Here is a 15,389-nt window from a genome sequence, read left to right as displayed (position 1 = left end):
AACTAATCTCCACGCATTATATACCTAAAAAAATAGCTTGGCGGAGGATTGATAAAGATTTTTCTTATATAAATGTGACTTTACGCTTTCAATCTACGCAAGTTTTTGCTTATATAACTTTTTTGACCACAACTACTGATAGATTGAGTTTGTTATGACTAATATCACTCTTGCTCCTGTGCAACCTGATCAACCATCACACCTTATGGCAACCTATGGTCGCCAAGCGATCAGCTTTGTACGAGGACGAGGGGCGTATCTATATACGGCAGATGGTACAGAATATTTAGATGCTTTAACGGGGATTGCTGTTTGTGGTTTAGGACATGCACACCCTGTGATTGCAGAAGCGATTGCTGAACAAGCTGCGACTTTGGTACATACCAGCAACCTCTATGAAATTCCTTGGCAAACCGCTGCGGCACAGAAACTGGCTGAAGTTTCAGGCATGGAAGAAATCTTCTTTGCCAACAGTGGTGCAGAATCAAACGAAGGTGCGATCAAAATTGCACGTAAGTTTGGTGCACAACAAGGCATTGCATACCCTAAAATTCTAGTCGCAGAACAATCTTTCCACGGTCGTACCTTGGCAACCTTATCTGCAACAGGCAATAAAAAAGTTCAAGAAGGTTTTGCACCATTGGTGGAAGGTTTTATTCGTGTACCGTTTGGAGATGTCGAAGCGATTCAAGAAGCAGCAATCAATCATCCAGATATCGTTGCCGTCCTGATTGAACCCATTCAAGGTGAAGGTGGCGTGAATACTGCACCACAAGGATTTAGTTACTTAGAAGATATACGTGCGCTGTGTAATCAACATAATTGGTTGATGATGCTGGATGAGATCCAAACAGGTAATGGCCGTACAGGTAAATACTTTGCCTATCAACACACCAACATTATTCCTGATGTCATGACTACAGCCAAAGGTTTAGGGAATGGCTTTCCAATTGGTGCAGTCATGACACAAGGTAAAGCAGTCGGTTTGCTGGGTGCAGGTAGTCATGGTTCAACTTATGGTGGAACAGTGTTAGGTTCACGTGTGGTATATACCGTGCTTGATACCCTGGAAAAGGAAAATGCTGTTGAGAACGCTGCTACAGTCGGTGCTTATATTGTCGATCAGCTCAGAGCACAATTGGCTGATTACAATGTTCAAGTGCGTGGCTTTGGCATGATGATTGGTGTTCAACTACCAAAAGACTGTGCTGAACTGGTTGCGATCGCACGTGATGAATATAAGTTGATTATCAATGTAACGGCAGGTTCAGTGGTACGTTTATTACCACCGCTAAACATGACACAAGCGCAAGCGGATGAGTTACTACAACGCCTTGTTCCAGTTATTGAGAACTTTCTAAAAGCATAATTGATAGAGATGAGATCATAAAAAAGGGCAATTGATTTGCCCTTTTTTAATTTGTTTCTTAAATCAACCAGAAATGTATTGTTGAAGCTGTTCAATCAGAATACGTTGATCATCCATCGCAGCCTTGACTAGGTCTCCGATAGAGATAAATCCAACTAACTTTTCTTGGTCTAAAACAGGTAAATGACGCAAATGACGATCAGTCATGAGGTTTAAGCATTCTTCTACAGTATGGTTTAGACCTACAGAAATAACTTTTGACGTCATAATGTCTGATACAGGGGTGTTGTTTGATGAACGCTCCATCAAGGCAATTTTACGGGTATAGTCACGCTCAGAAAAAATACCTACGACGGTTTCATTTTCCGCGACAACTAAAGCACCTACACCTTTTTCAGCCATAATTTTAATTGCTTCAAGTACCGTCGCATTCGGTGAAATGGTAAAAATTGATTGTACTGCTTTATTCTTTATGACTTGAGCAACGATTGTCATTGTTTATCCACCTGTGTTGTATTGTCATTTTCATTTAACTTAACGGTATTTTTTTTAAATGCAAAGCCCTAATTTCAATCCAATGATAACTTTTCTTCATGAATGTCTAAAAAGTCATCATTGTCATAGAGAGAAAGGTTAAACCGTCACTGCTGCTTGATGTGGCATAAAGAAGAAATGCTGCATTTGCTGAGTTGAAAGTTTAAATTTACGATGTGAAGAGTTAAATAAAGCAGGTTCAACTTGTAAGCGCGTTAAGGTTGGCAGTAATGATTCGTGGAAATCTTTCGGCGTAATCTTACGTGGTGTGTAGTTTTTCCAATGCGCTTTAGCATAGCGATGTGCTTGTACGCCGTTTAGCCAAAAGGGGAATACATGACCGTCTTGATCAGATTTGATTGCCCAACCTTGATGGTATAAACCCCAAAGAACGCCACAATACATCATTGTTTTTAGAATTGAAATTTTGAACATCAACTCACGTGAGACCGGTTGGAAATGGCTAAAACGATACATGTTATTAAACTAATATTCTTAAACTTATGTTTTATTATAAGAAAGATAGATGGCAGTTATGTTTAAACAATTGATCTAAATCGTAAGCAAATATTGTAAGTATCAAATCAAAGCAACTAAAGCTTTGACGCAGCTTAAGTTAAACAAAGTGAAGATAATTATCTTCATAAGTTTTATAGAGGGATTAAAAAACGCTACTTGAGCAAGACAAAGAGATTATAGCTTTGGTGTGGCGCAAGTCAGGAATGTGAAAGAATCATGTTAATAGGTTTTAAGTAGGTATTAAAAAACGCCACCTGAGCAAGACAAAGCGACTAAAGCTTTGGTGTGGCGCAAGTCAGGAATGTGAAAGAATCATGTTAATAGGTTTTAAGTAGGTATTAAAAAACGCCACCTAAGTGACGTTTCGTTATGCTTGTAGGGTTGCCATCTTCTGCCAATACTGTGCTTTCAAGGAATCACGTTCTACTCGGAAGCCTTGATAATACAACTCTGCTAAAAATAATGCCGCTTTACCGTGACCTGCTTTAGCAACTTCTTCAAGCTCTTTCACTGCATCTTGGAAGTTTTTTTGCGATTGAATTGTATTTACCGCATTTGCATATACATGCTCTAGTTCATGGTGTGTAAATTGTTGAATCATATATAACTCCTTATTTTAATTATGATTACCGCAAATTCTATTCAAAGTTACTCTACTTTGAATTTAAGCTACTTTAACTTAGATTTGTTAAATTATTATGACAAAATTGATTGAATTGTCAAATATATTCGGTGTCATTACGTAAATAAAATCTTACACGATTAAACATTTGTCGCAAATAATTTTAAGTAAAATCAAAGTGAGAATAATAGAAAAGGAGAATAACATGTCCAATGTCATTGATGGCGTAACTGTGGATGTCCCACCATTAGAAAGTCAAATTATTGCTTTAGCTCATCATCATCGTCAATTACTTGATGAAGCCATTTTCCATCAGGAAATTCACTTGGGTGATTACTGCTTGGCACAACGTAAACGAGTGTATGACTTTGCCAGTCATTTAAGTCCTGAACAAAAGGATCAGTTTTATCGGATCTATGATGGAGAGTTGAAAAATATTGCCGATGATGATGATTTACATCCAGCAGATGCAGAAAGTGGCGTAGGGATGTTTGCGATTTTTATTACCTTGGTCATCATTGCATTTATTTTGTACTTTTCCTTTGTTCGTACATTAGTCAGTTAATTATTGCTAAAGTGGTGTGCGTTCAATAAGTTGTGGAATTGTGACTTATTGAACGTTGTACTTGTCCTTAGCGAATCAGAGACTTACACTACCTCTAATTCGAGGTAGATTATGTTGTCTATAATTTTTAAACATAAGGTTATGCAATCCAAATTAGGATTTAAGTTGGACCAAACTTATAATGTTTTGGTCGGTATTATTATTTTGTCTATTTTTATACTTGCGTATAACGCTTTACAACGCCCAATTAATCCAGTGCAGTATCAAACAGTTGTTCAGTACGCACACCAAGCGAGCCATCCTAGAACACAGCATTTGGCTGAAGATATTTTAGAACAAGCTAAAATTCGACGTGTAGATTATCTAAAGCTTTTAAATGCTTACCAATTTGAATCGAATCGTATTAAACAATATCCGGCGATGGCAAAAGAAGATGAGTGAGTTTTAAACGATTCATTTCTATTTATAAATGAATGGTTTGCCTCTGTCGGAAAAAAGAAATCAATTTATGCTAGACTAGCGGTCTTTTTTAAAAGCTGCTTTATTCTCAAGGAATCGACATGCAACAGCAATCGAATATGCAAAATAAATTCTTGATAGATGCTGACATTGGTGATGATGATGTCACATTACCGAATTTACCTGCTGTCGATGTTCCCATTATTGATGAGCCAGTTGTAAAAACTACAGTTGAAACTCCAGCACCTGTAACGATTGCAGCAACAGTACCTGCTGTTGAAGAAGAAACCCAGCCTACGGGATTCTTTGGCCGCATGAAAGATGGTTTGACTAAAACACGTCGTAGTTTCACCGATGGTATGGTCAATATTTTGATCGGTGGTAAAGAAATTGATGACGAGTTATTAGAAGAAGTCGAAGAGCAAATGTTGGTTGCTGATATTGGTGTAGATGCAACTAAAACCATTATTGCCAATTTGACCGAAAGAACAGCTCGTGGTGATTTGATCTATTCGCATGCTTTGTACAAAGCATTGCAAGAAGAGTTAGTTGCTTTACTGGCGCCACGCGTTAAGCCATTGCATATCGATCCGAATAAATCACCCTATGTGATCTTGATGGTCGGGGTAAATGGTGTAGGTAAAACCACAACCATTGGTAAATTGGCAAAGCGTTTACAAGGCGAAGGCAAAAAAGTGATGTTGGCAGCGGGCGATACTTTCCGTGCAGCTGCAACGGAGCAACTTCAAATTTGGGGTGAACGTAATGATATCCCAGTGGTTGCTCAAGGGCATGGTGCAGACAGTGCTTCTGTGATTTTTGATGCATTTGAAAGCGCACGTGCTAAAGGCATCGATGTATTGATCGCTGATACAGCTGGACGTTTGCAAAACAAAGCCAACTTGATGGAAGAGTTGAAAAAAGTTAAACGTGTCATGCAAAAAATTGATGCGACTGCGCCTCATGAGATTATGCTGATTGTTGATGCAGGCACAGGTCAAAATGCGATTAACCAAGTGCAGTTGTTTGATGAAGCTGTTGGTTTAACAGGGATTACCATTACCAAGCTTGATGGTACGGCAAAAGGTGGCGTGTTATTCAATATTGCAAGCCGAACGCATGTACCCATTCGCTATATCGGTGTGGGTGAGAAGATTGACGATTTACGTCCTTTCTCTGCCAAATCATTTGTGGCTGCATTATTTGAAACAGATAAGTAATTAAATTATGTTAAAAAAGACTCCACGGAATGTGGAGTTTTTTATTCAGAATAAAAAATTAGACTGTTTCAAAAAAAGAACGATCTGTCATATTTTTTGGTCTATTCCTAAAAAATGCGTCGTTATACACTACATTCAATCCAAGATAACGCCGAAATGGCACAAGGTAGGAATAACAACATGAGCAACTTCTTAAATAGCATTAAATCTCGTCGTACCATCTATGCGATTGGTAAAAACCTTACAGTTGATCAAACAACTGTTGAAGAAACAATTCGTGAAGCAGTAAAACAAAGTCCATCATCATTCAACTCGCAAACATCACGTGTTGTGACTTTGTATGGTGACTCCCATGTTAAATTCTGGGAAATCGTACGTGAAACTTTGCGTAAAATGATTCCTGCAGAAGCTTTTGCAAATACAAGTGCAAAAATTGATAGCTTTGCTGCTGGTTTTGGTACAGCGTTATTTTATGAAGACCAAGATGTTGTAAAAGGTCTACAAGAACAATTTGCATTGTATGCAGACAACTTCCCAGTATGGTCTGAACATTCAAGTGCAATCGCTCAGTTTGCAACGTGGACTGCATTATCAGAAATTGGTGTAGGTGCATCATTACAACACTACAACCCAATTATTGATGCAGAAGTTGCTGAAACTTTTGATATTCCAGCGAACTGGAAATTACGTGCTCAGCTTGTATTCGGTTCAATCGAAGCAGCAGCAGGTGATAAAACTTATATGGATGATTCTGCACGTTTCAAAACTTTTAACTAAGTTAAAACGACTAGCGAAAAAGAGCACGAAACAGTGCTCTTTTTTTATGTCTATTGGTTATTCGCCAAAAGAAGTATGGCACTTATAATCAAAAATGATGTATATATCTTAAATAAGCCGAATTGATGGAATAGACAGTTTTGTTTTCTGTCATAAAATAGTCACAATCGCATTGCATAGTGCATACGATTTCATAAATTGTTTATATCGAGAAGAGTCTAATGTCTTTAAGAGTTGGTGTTGCTGCTTTCGGGTTATTATTAAGTAGTTCAGTTTTTTCGGCAGTCACAATCACTGCACCTGAAGAAATCGTGATTCTTGCTGTAAATGGTCAAGAAGTAAATAATGGATTAATTCCATCAAAGAAGAATAACTATCAAGTAGATCCAGGCAATTTAACAGTTAATGTTCGTTATCGTGAATATTTTGAGCATTTAAACGGTGAGCATGACATCGTTAAATCAGGTGTAGTCACCATCCAAGCGCCAGACCTGCAAGACAATCAATCCTATACTTTGGGTTTGGTAAATGGGCCTAAAGACTTTGATGCAGCAAAGAAATATGCTGACCAACCAACAGTTGCATTGTATGATCAAAACAAAAAGTTGGTTGTACAGCAAACGGGTGCAAACAATGAGGCACAACCTTGGTTTACTGGCAGTAATTTATTAAGCCGTACTTTAGATTTAACACAAAAGAATAAAAACAATGCTGCGAATCAACCTGCACCTGTTTATGCAGGTGCGACCGCACAAGCAGTTGCTGCTGCACCCGTTGCAGTAACAACAGCAGCGACAGTGGGTACAGCAAAAACCACAGATCAACAATTGGCTGAATTGTGGCAGAAAGCATCTAAAGCTGAACGCCAAAAATTCATGGCTTGGCTAGCGGGTCAAACCAACTAATTCAGCAATAAAAAAAGCCGATGATTACATCGGCTTTTTTTATTGTTTAATGAACAGGTTACGCTTGGTTCTCAGTGAGAGGTGATACTTGCTCAGCTTTTTGTATAGACCAAATTGAACCTATCGGTGCAGCTTGTGCACGATCCTTAGCTTGTTGATAAAAACGTATAAATAGCAAAGCAAGAACAAAAGCAACGATATCGATCCAAATTAGAGAGCCAGTCGAATGCCAAAGTCCTTGAATTGGCAATAGATAGGCCAAGATTGAAGTGATCGGAATCAAAAATAGAATGATTGCAGTTGCTAGGAATAACTGAGGTAAAGCTTTTGCAGCATTGATAATAAATACATAGGCAATTGCTGCGATAAACACCAAATAGTAGCTATACATGAACACATGGTTATGACTTTGTAATTGCAATGGTATGACATAAGCCCATCGACCAATCAACATACTGGTAAATATAGCCAACATACAGCCCAAACAAGCACCGATGGTAAGATTGGCAATAAACATAACATCCTTGCGTTGTTGCGGTGCTGGTAAGTTCGGATTCTTTTGCTTACGCAAGCGAGTCTCTATCCACAAAATATTGCCAGAGTAGAATAAATAAGCACCACCCAGGCCAAAAATTAAATAAATCCAGCGAATCGGTTCGCCGCCATAATTGCCAAAATGCAAAGCAAACATCGAGCGAATCAGTGAGCCAGCGGAGCTTTCTTCAGTTGATAGTGTTTTGGTTGGATAAGGCGTAGTTTGATACGGATTAAATGACATATAGTCAAAGGTATCGCCACGAAGCATACGGTCTGGATGATACAACGCAACAAAAGCGGAGGCACGTTCTGGATTATCCAGCTGATTAAAACGGATGCCGTCAATCCGATAATCTGGCGCAGCCTTTTGAATATTCAAGAAAATGTTTTCTACATTTAATCGAGGTGTTGGATCAATAATCTTTACCGCAGCAGGTCGCTCGAATAAGGGTTTGTCCTTCGATACCAGTTGGGTCAATGCGCCATAGAAAATATCATGAAAGGCGAATACAACCACAGTCACACTAATGATGATATGAAAAGGTAAACTGGTAATGCCGATGACGTTATGGGTATCCAGCCAAAAACGCTTTTTATTTTTACCTTTGCGTACAGCAAAATAGTCACTGATTAAGGTTGGTAGTAATACGATTAAACCAGACATGATGGCAAGAAAGTATAAAACAGCAACAACGCCCATCACCATTACACCAGCTGTGTGATGTCCCATCATGCCTGGGATACCCGCTGTTTCATGCAGTTGTTCAATCAACCAACCCAATTTAGACACATTTTCTTCTTTAGCGAGTAGTTGACCATTAGCATCAAGTGTTGCCATCATGCTTGTTTGGGCAATATCAATGCCATGATGATCTTCAGCCTCTGCATGGGTAGCTTCCCATTGGATCGGTGCATTATGTCCTTCTGGCGAGCTAAAGCTTAAAGTAAATGCCTTTTGTGTTTCAGGGAATTTGGCCTGTACTTGCTCAACCAGTTGATTATATTGATTAGGCTGAATTGCAGCTAATTTTTGTTGGGGAGGCGTAGCCCATTGGCTGAGGTGATGCTGGAACATGGTTAAACCACCAGCAAAAAAACAGATAAATAATAAAATACCTGCACTTATGCCAACCCATGTATGTAGGTTTTTGCCAGTTTTAATGATATCTGCGCGAATTTTCATTTTAAGCTCTCAACCAAAATAACAGGGCATAGGCAAAAATGTTTGCAAGGCTAAAAATCACAATACTTTGCCAACCTTTAGGAATGAAATAAGCAATAAAGAATACACAGAGCCAAATCCATGGAATGGACCACATTCCTAACTGCGGTGCAATCGAAGAATCAGCATTGGATTTACTGAGTAAAAGAATGATTGCCCCCATAGCCATTGCAAAGCTTAGGCCAAGGACGCCTCCAGCGAATGTTTTGCTCCACCAATCGGGTTGTAGTTTTTGTTTGAGCATGTTCATTTAAGATGACCTTTTCATGAGCATAATGAAGGGTGCAAATGACCAAACAAGAGTAGCAATTGCAAGCCAAATCAAGATAGCAACCAAGATGGGTAATGCGTAAATGAGTAAACTTAGCCCAATGAATAATCCTAAAAGCCCTAAATATTTGAATGGAGCAGAAAGTGATTTTTCTAAGAAAATCTGATTCGGGTGGCTGAGATAAAGACTCAGACAAGACAGCAGTGAAACCATGATCCCTAATATTTTTAAAGTCATGTGTACGGCCCAAAAAGTATAATGATAATAATTATTATTTAAATTTATTAAAAATTAAAGTACAAATTCAAAAACTTAATCTATCCAGCTGAATTACGGAAAGATTAACGCTATTGATAATTGTTATCATTTGTGTATTATGTAAAAAAATATTACATACTCGGGGGAGTCATGAAGCACCACAATTTATATACAGCGATTATGTTAAGCTTGCTAGGCAGTTCTACAAGCATGGTTTGGGCCGAAGATACATCAGAAAATTCAAATAAATCAGATGTGTTACCTGTTATTCATCTTAAAGCTGATCATGAAACTTCTGCATATACCGTTAAAAAATCAAAATCGGCGACTAAACTGGATTTATCTTTAAAAGAAACGCCACAGTCTGTCAGTGTGATTACAGAACAACAAATCAAAGATCAGAATTTAACAAGTGTATCGGCAGTGCTTGATCAGATTCCTGGGGTTTATCGTCAAAGTTATGGGGCAACGTCAGCTTGGGGAACAGGTGGTGAATATACCTCTTATTATTCACGTGGTTCTAAAATCCTAAACTTTCAAATCGATGGTTTATTATCGAGTCCTGCAATTGAAGGTCGTAACAATACTGCACTAAGTAATATTGATACGGCTATTTTTGAAAATGTGACTGTAGTAAAAGGTGCAACAGGCTTATTAAATGGCAGTGGCTTACCCAGTGCCAGTGTGAACTTCAATCGCAAACATGCCACACCCAATGCACAATCCATGGCTAAAGTAAGTTATGGCTCGTGGAATACATGGCGAAGTGAAATTGATGCATCTCAAGCATTGAATGAATCTGGAACTGTGCGTGGGCGCGTGGTTGCAGCACACCAACAAGGAGATAGTTGGCAAAAATGGGGTGATGCTGAATCGACCATTTTATATGGTGTGGTAGATGCAGACTTGAGTGATAAAACGGTTTTAAGTGTCGGAACATCCTTAAGTCGGAATCAAAGTAATGGTCAAAGTATCCATGCTTATGCAAATTTCGATGCGAAGAATATTCTTTCGCCAATGGGACGCAAAGATAATTCTGCACCACGTTGGGCTTATACCCATACGGATAGTTTGAATGCATTTGCCCAGTTGCAACATGAATTTGAAAATCGTTGGAAATTGAATGCAAACTATAATTTTGCCACAACCGATACAGAAAGCATTTATGGTGTGATTGGTTCCAACACGTCTGGTGTTTATAAAATGCAAGACGGAAAGCGCGTACCTGTCATTGGTGCAGATGGAAAACCCGTTTATTACACGGATTATGAAAATAATACATCAACAATAACAGCGGGTTATCAACATACAAAACCTGTTGAGCATTCGATTGATTTAGGCCTAACGGGTCCATATCAATTATTTGGCCGTGAACATGAATTGATTCTTGGCGCTAATTTTCAAGATGTAGATCAAAATGATCCTTATTACAATCGTGTGATGGGTGAACCAGGTTCGATCAATATCAAAACATGGAATGGTTATACAGCACAGCCTGCAGGTTTATATACCCCTGTAAGTACAGGAAATTCTGTACTGCAATTTAGACAATATGGCGGCTATTTAGCAACTCGCTTAAATCTTCTGGATAGTCTCAAAGTAATTTTAGGTGGCCGTATTTCAAACTTTGATTATTATGCAGAATCTGGTAATAAAAATAACGGAACAAAAATTAAAGTTGACGATCAGTTTACGCCTTATGCCGGTATCGTTTTTGATGTGACACCTGAATGGGCTGTTTATGGGAGTTATACCAGTATTTTCTCTCCTCAATCGAATAAAGACTATCAAATGAAGCTACTTGATCCTAAAGAAGGTGATAGCTATGAGTTTGGCGTAAAAGGTGAACTATTTTCTGGTCGCCTAAATACGAGTTTGGCTTTATTTCAATCTAATCTAGATAATGTTGCTGTTGAAGCTGGTAAATATGCAAATAGTGAAGAAGTTCCAGGGGCGGTTGCTGGAACATCTTATTACCGTTCTGCAAAAGGCGCGAAGACAAAAGGCTTTGATGTGGCGGTGTCTGGAGAAGTACTGCCTAATTTAAATCTGAACGGTGGATATACTTATTCTGAGACCAAGGAAAAAGGCGATTGTATTAACACCGATATTCCAAAAGATCAGTTTAAGCTCTTTGGCACCTATAAGTTTTCTGGCAATTTAGAAAAGCTTACAGTTGGGGCTGGAGTGACGTGGCAGAATAAGATTTATAGTAGCTATGACATGGATGGCTTTGCGCGTGATACCAATGGTCAAAAAGCTTTTACATTGGTTGATGCAATGGCGAAGTATGAGCTTAGTCCAGCGTTAACCGTGGGTTTAAATCTCAATAATGTTACGGATAAAACCTATCGTTTAAATACATCGAATCAAACTTATGGCGCACCGCGTAGTGTGACTGGTTCTGTATCCTTCAAGTTTTAATAACGTATCGATAAAAAAGAGGAAGCAAGTTTGCTTCCTCTTTTGGTTGGTTGATTCGAAATTAATTTCCAATCCAAATAAAGTAACCCAAAACCATTAATGGCCAAGCGATATAAGGACTGAATAACCACTTCCATAACCAGAATCTTGGTATAAACCCAACGCCATGAATAAAGCCGCCAGAGATCCCAATCATCACAAGCATCAGCAGGCTATGATTATAGTGCCCGTTAGCATCCAGCATCAGTGATGGGTGTACCAATAAAATAGCAGCAAGGGGCAATGCCAACAAAAACGAAATGGTCATTGCAAGTACTTGCGCTTTACTATTCTTCGGTGTTGTCATTGCTTCAGCCATTTTGTTATTCCTCATCTAAATCTTGATGATGTTCGATATAAAGTGCACTCAGTACACCTGCGAAACATGCCATCAAAACACCTAGAATCCATGCAAAATACCACATGTCATATCTCCTCATTAATACAAACTATGTGAATTTTCTTCGATATGTTTGTTGGTGATGACACCCCACATTTTGTAATACGACCAAGAGGTATAGATCAAAATGAGCGGAACAAAGATACATGCAGCAACGGTCATTACACCTAGGGTTTTATGACTAGAAACAGCATCCCACATGGTCAAGCTTGACGTTGGATCAATGCTTGAAGGTAACAAGAATGGGAACAAGGCAAAACCGGCAGTCAAGATTGCACCGACAATCATTAAACTTGTACCTGTGAAGCTTGCTGCAGATTTATGTTTTGCGGCACTGACAATCACCAATAATGCACCGAGGATCGCAACAATAGGCGCAGCCATGGTGATTGGATAGGTTGCATAGTTATTTAACCAGCCATGATTGGCATTGGTTACCACATCTTTTGCCAGTGGATTCAATGCAGCATTGGTATTTACGGCAGTGGCATAACTATAACCAGAGATATTGCCAAAGACTAACCATGCACCTGCTGCCAAGAAGCAGACAAGAAATACAATAGCCATGATTTGTGTTGCTTTGGCTGAACGGTTATGCAAATTACCATCTGTACGTAGCATCAACCAAGCACCGCCGTGTGCACATAACATTGATAGGCTGACAATACCGCAAATTAATGCAAATGGATTTAAGAGTGCAAAGAAACTACCCGTATATTGTGAGCGCAAAGTGTCATCCAAGCTAAACGGTACGCCTAGGAACAAGTTGCCGAATGCTACACCAAACACCAGTGCAGGTACAGCACCACCGATGCATAGGCCCCAGTCCCAAGACGTACGCCATTGGGTATTTTCTAATTTAGAGCGATAGTCGAATCCGACGGGCCGCAGGAACAGGGCAAATAGAACAAGGAGTAAGGCCCAGTACATTCCGGAGAACGCAACCGCATAGACCATTGGCCATGCAGCAAATAGTGCACCACCTGCTGTAATGAACCAGACTTGGTTACCATCCCAATGTGGTGCAATGGTGTTGATTGCAGCACGGCGCTCAGAGTCAGTTTTTCCCACAAATGGCATCAGTGCCATTGAGCCCATATCGAAACCATCGGTGAGGGCAAAGCCAATCAGTAGTACACCGACCAATACCCACCAAATAATTTTTAGGAGTTCATATTCGATCATGATTGAGCCTCCCCAGTTTTTGCTTCTAGTTTTTCAAAGTGATATTTACCCGTATGCAAAGAACTTGGACCTAAACGAGCAAATTTGATCATTAAGTACATTTCAATAATGAGCAGCACGGTATAGAACGCTGCCAATGCAATAATTGAGCCCCACACATCACCAGCGCTGACGCTTGATGCAGAAAGATGTGTCGGTAAGATTTCACCGATTGACCATGGTTGACGACCACCTTCAGCTACATACCAACCTGTTTGAGCTGCAATCCATGGGAGTGGGAGCGCAAACAAAGCAAATTTAAGTAACCACGGTTTACCTTCGGCATTACGTTTTGCGACTGCCCAAGTTGCGAAAAGGAACAGCAATAGCATCAGGAAGCCAGAAGCCACCATTGCACGGAAAGAGAAGAACAATGCAGCTACGTTTGGAATGGTATCTTTAGTTGCCGCTTGAATATGTGCTTCAGTGGCATCGACTACATTTGGAGAGTATTTTTTCAAGAGTAGACCATAACCTAAGTCTTTTTGATTTTTCTCAAATGAAGCCAACAGTTCTGGCGAACGATCACCAGCACGAAGTTTTTCGAGCTCGCTATAGGCCACCATACCATTACGGATTCGCACTTCATGTTCTTTCATCAAGTCACGTAAACCAGTCACTTCTTTGTCTGTAGAACGTGTTGCAATAATCCCCATCACATAAGGAATCTTAATCGCATAATCGGTACGCATTTCCTGCTGATTTGGGAGACCAAACAAGGTGAATGCAGCAGGTGCAGGTTCGGTATGCCATTCAGCTTCAATCGCAGCAAGTTTGGTTTTCTGAACATCACCTAACTCGTAGCCTGATTCATCACCGAGTAGAATGACAGATAAAGTTGACGCTAAACCAAAAATTGCAGCGATGGCGAATGAGCGACGTGCAAATGGTAAATCACGTTTCTTTAATAAATAGTAGCTTGAAATGGCAAGGACGAAGATCGCACCTGTGACATAACCTGCAGAAACGGTATGTACAAATTTAACCTGAGCAACAGGGTTAAAGATCAAGGCACCGAAATCTACCAATTCCATACGCATGGTTTCGTAGTTAAATGCAGCACCGACAGGGTTTTGCATCCAACCATTGGCAATCAAAATCCACAAGGCAGACATATTCGAGCCAATCGCGACTAACCAAGTCACACCTAAGTGTTGGACTTTAGATAAACGATCCCACCCGAAAAAGAATAAACCAATAAAGGTTGATTCAAGGAAGAAAGCCATTAAGCCTTCAATTGCAAGTGGTGCTCCGAAGATGTCACCTACATAGTGAGAATAATAGGCCCAGTTGGTACCAAACTGGAATTCCATGGTTAAACCAGTGGTTACACCTAAAGCGAAGTTAATCCCGAAGAGTTTTCCCCAGAATTTGGTCATATCTTTATAAATTTCTTTACCTGAAATCACATACGTGGTTTCCATAATGGCAAGAATGAAAGCTAGACCTAAAGTTAAAGGGACGAAAAGAAAGTGATACATTGCGGTCATTGCAAATTGGAACCGCGAAAGATCGACCACGCTTTCAGAAATCATCAACGTGTCTCCTGAGTTTTGGACATGTCGCCAGCAATACGCTCGGCAACTTCATTGTTAAAATCTTTTGGAATCGTTGGGGCATCAAACCAGATATGTTTAATCACCAAGAGCAGTACAACTTTAATAATAAGAATAATTGTAATTTCTCGAATGAGTCGCCGATTTGGGTCTTGAGAACTTATGCTCATAGAACCTAGCCTCATATTTAAAGAAGATGTAAAACATTATTAAATAAAATTCATTAAAAATAAACCTTTAAAGTTTTTAAATAAATTAATTTAAAATTGTTTATGTAAATCAGTTATTTGTATTGATTTTATTAAATTATTTAAAATAATTATTTTAACCAACTAAAATAATATGGATTTATTTTTAAATCTGATTAAAACAGTTGTATTTATCATTTTAAATCTGATTAAAAAGCTATAGTTTAAAATGAATTAAATAAATATTAAACCAACTAAAATAGTATGAATATAAAATTTATAATATATACAGTGGCTTAA

General features: G+C 39.1%; 18 protein-coding genes. 7 read left to right on the top strand and 11 right to left on the bottom strand.

Features of this window, described 5'->3' with window-relative positions:
• Positions 1–154 precede the first annotated feature (154 nt).
• A complete protein-coding gene (locus F887_RS07975; protein WP_005294595.1) occupies positions 155–1,369 on the top strand; it encodes an aspartate aminotransferase family protein in 1,215 nt (404 codons plus the stop codon).
• A 63-nt stretch (positions 1,370–1,432) separates the two neighbouring features.
• Here F887_RS07975 and F887_RS07980 read toward each other — a convergent pair whose 3' ends face one another.
• From F887_RS07980 to F887_RS07990, 3 genes are all read right to left on the bottom strand, one after another.
• A complete protein-coding gene (locus tag F887_RS07980; protein WP_004806717.1) occupies positions 1,433–1,864 on the bottom strand; it encodes a CBS domain-containing protein in 432 nt (143 codons plus the stop codon).
• A 138-nt stretch (positions 1,865–2,002) separates the two neighbouring features.
• The gene (locus F887_RS07985) at positions 2,003–2,380 is read right to left on the bottom strand and encodes a DUF2750 domain-containing protein (RefSeq protein WP_005294591.1); all 378 of its coding nucleotides are present in this window, start codon (positions 2,378–2,380) and stop codon (positions 2,003–2,005) included.
• Between the two features lie 409 nt (positions 2,381–2,789).
• Positions 2,790–3,023, bottom strand: a complete 234-nt coding sequence (locus F887_RS07990) for an SEL1-like repeat protein (protein ID WP_004653777.1) — start codon at positions 3,021–3,023, stop codon at positions 2,790–2,792.
• A gap of 226 nt (positions 3,024–3,249) precedes the next feature.
• Between F887_RS07990 and F887_RS07995 the strand changes: the two genes are divergently transcribed.
• The 5 genes from F887_RS07995 to F887_RS08015 all read left to right on the top strand — a co-directional run bounded on the left by F887_RS07995 (position 3,250) and on the right by F887_RS08015 (position 6,970).
• On the top strand, positions 3,250–3,609 hold the full coding sequence (locus tag F887_RS07995; RefSeq protein WP_004806721.1) for a hypothetical protein: 360 nt from the start codon (positions 3,250–3,252) through the stop codon (positions 3,607–3,609).
• Positions 3,610–3,720: 111 nt separating this feature from the next.
• Positions 3,721–4,050, top strand: coding sequence for a type IV pilus modification PilV family protein (locus tag F887_RS08000; protein ID WP_005294588.1), 330 nt, complete (start codon positions 3,721–3,723; stop codon positions 4,048–4,050).
• Positions 4,051–4,169: 119 nt separating this feature from the next.
• The gene (gene ftsY, locus F887_RS08005) at positions 4,170–5,288 is read left to right on the top strand and encodes a signal recognition particle-docking protein FtsY (RefSeq protein WP_005294586.1); all 1,119 of its coding nucleotides are present in this window, start codon (positions 4,170–4,172) and stop codon (positions 5,286–5,288) included.
• Positions 5,289–5,468: 180 nt separating this feature from the next.
• Positions 5,469–6,065 carry a nitroreductase family protein gene (locus tag F887_RS08010; RefSeq protein WP_005294584.1) on the top strand — a complete coding sequence of 199 codons (597 nt, stop codon included), beginning with the start codon at positions 5,469–5,471 and terminating at the stop codon, positions 6,063–6,065.
• A 221-nt stretch (positions 6,066–6,286) separates the two neighbouring features.
• A complete protein-coding gene (locus tag F887_RS08015) occupies positions 6,287–6,970 on the top strand; it encodes a DUF2057 family protein (protein WP_005294582.1) in 684 nt (227 codons plus the stop codon).
• A 58-nt stretch (positions 6,971–7,028) separates the two neighbouring features.
• Here F887_RS08015 and F887_RS08020 read toward each other — a convergent pair whose 3' ends face one another.
• From F887_RS08020 to F887_RS18945, 3 genes are read right to left on the bottom strand one after another with little or no spacing between them, the layout of a single operon-like run.
• The gene (locus tag F887_RS08020; RefSeq protein ID WP_005294580.1) at positions 7,029–8,690 is read right to left on the bottom strand and encodes a PepSY-associated TM helix domain-containing protein; all 1,662 of its coding nucleotides are present in this window, start codon (positions 8,688–8,690) and stop codon (positions 7,029–7,031) included.
• Between the two features lies 1 nt (position 8,691).
• Positions 8,692–8,979 (bottom strand): hypothetical protein, encoded by a 288-nt coding sequence (locus F887_RS08025; RefSeq protein ID WP_005294578.1) that lies wholly within the window; start codon positions 8,977–8,979, stop codon positions 8,692–8,694.
• Entirely contained in the window at positions 8,980–9,237 is a 258-nt protein-coding gene (locus F887_RS18945) for a hypothetical protein (protein ID WP_005294576.1), read from the bottom strand. It abuts the gene before it with no gap.
• A gap of 171 nt (positions 9,238–9,408) precedes the next feature.
• On the opposite strand from F887_RS18945, the gene F887_RS08030 reads away from it, so the two are divergent.
• Entirely contained in the window at positions 9,409–11,682 is a 2,274-nt protein-coding gene (locus tag F887_RS08030) for a TonB-dependent siderophore receptor (RefSeq protein WP_005294574.1), read from the top strand.
• A 61-nt stretch (positions 11,683–11,743) separates the two neighbouring features.
• Here the strand turns inward: F887_RS08030 and F887_RS08035 are convergent, their stop codons facing one another.
• Genes F887_RS08035 through cydP form a run of 5 tightly spaced genes read right to left on the bottom strand, consistent with a single transcriptional unit; the run spans position 11,744 to position 15,071 of the window.
• Positions 11,744–12,040 (bottom strand): cyd operon YbgE family protein, encoded by a 297-nt coding sequence (locus tag F887_RS08035; RefSeq protein WP_005294572.1) that lies wholly within the window; start codon positions 12,038–12,040, stop codon positions 11,744–11,746.
• Positions 12,041–12,044: 4 nt separating this feature from the next.
• The gene (gene cydX, locus F887_RS18320) at positions 12,045–12,146 is read right to left on the bottom strand and encodes a cytochrome bd-I oxidase subunit CydX (RefSeq protein ID WP_004653762.1); all 102 of its coding nucleotides are present in this window, start codon (positions 12,144–12,146) and stop codon (positions 12,045–12,047) included.
• Positions 12,147–12,160: 14 nt separating this feature from the next.
• Entirely contained in the window at positions 12,161–13,306 is a 1,146-nt protein-coding gene (cydB, locus tag F887_RS08045; protein WP_005294569.1) for a cytochrome d ubiquinol oxidase subunit II, read from the bottom strand.
• Positions 13,303–14,880 carry a cytochrome ubiquinol oxidase subunit I gene (locus tag F887_RS08050; RefSeq protein ID WP_005294567.1) on the bottom strand — a complete coding sequence of 526 codons (1,578 nt, stop codon included), beginning with the start codon at positions 14,878–14,880 and terminating at the stop codon, positions 13,303–13,305. The genes cydB and F887_RS08050 overlap by 4 nt, the downstream gene beginning before the upstream one ends.
• Positions 14,880–15,071 (bottom strand): cytochrome oxidase putative small subunit CydP, encoded by a 192-nt coding sequence (gene cydP, locus F887_RS08055; RefSeq protein WP_005294565.1) that lies wholly within the window; start codon positions 15,069–15,071, stop codon positions 14,880–14,882. Before cydP ends, F887_RS08050 begins: the two co-directional genes overlap by 1 nt.
• Positions 15,072–15,389 lie beyond the last annotated feature (318 nt).

This window comes from Acinetobacter sp. NIPH 2100 (genome assembly GCF_000369805.1).
Classification (GTDB): domain Bacteria; phylum Pseudomonadota; class Gammaproteobacteria; order Pseudomonadales; family Moraxellaceae; genus Acinetobacter.
This window is presented reverse-complemented; position numbering and strand designations above follow the sequence as displayed.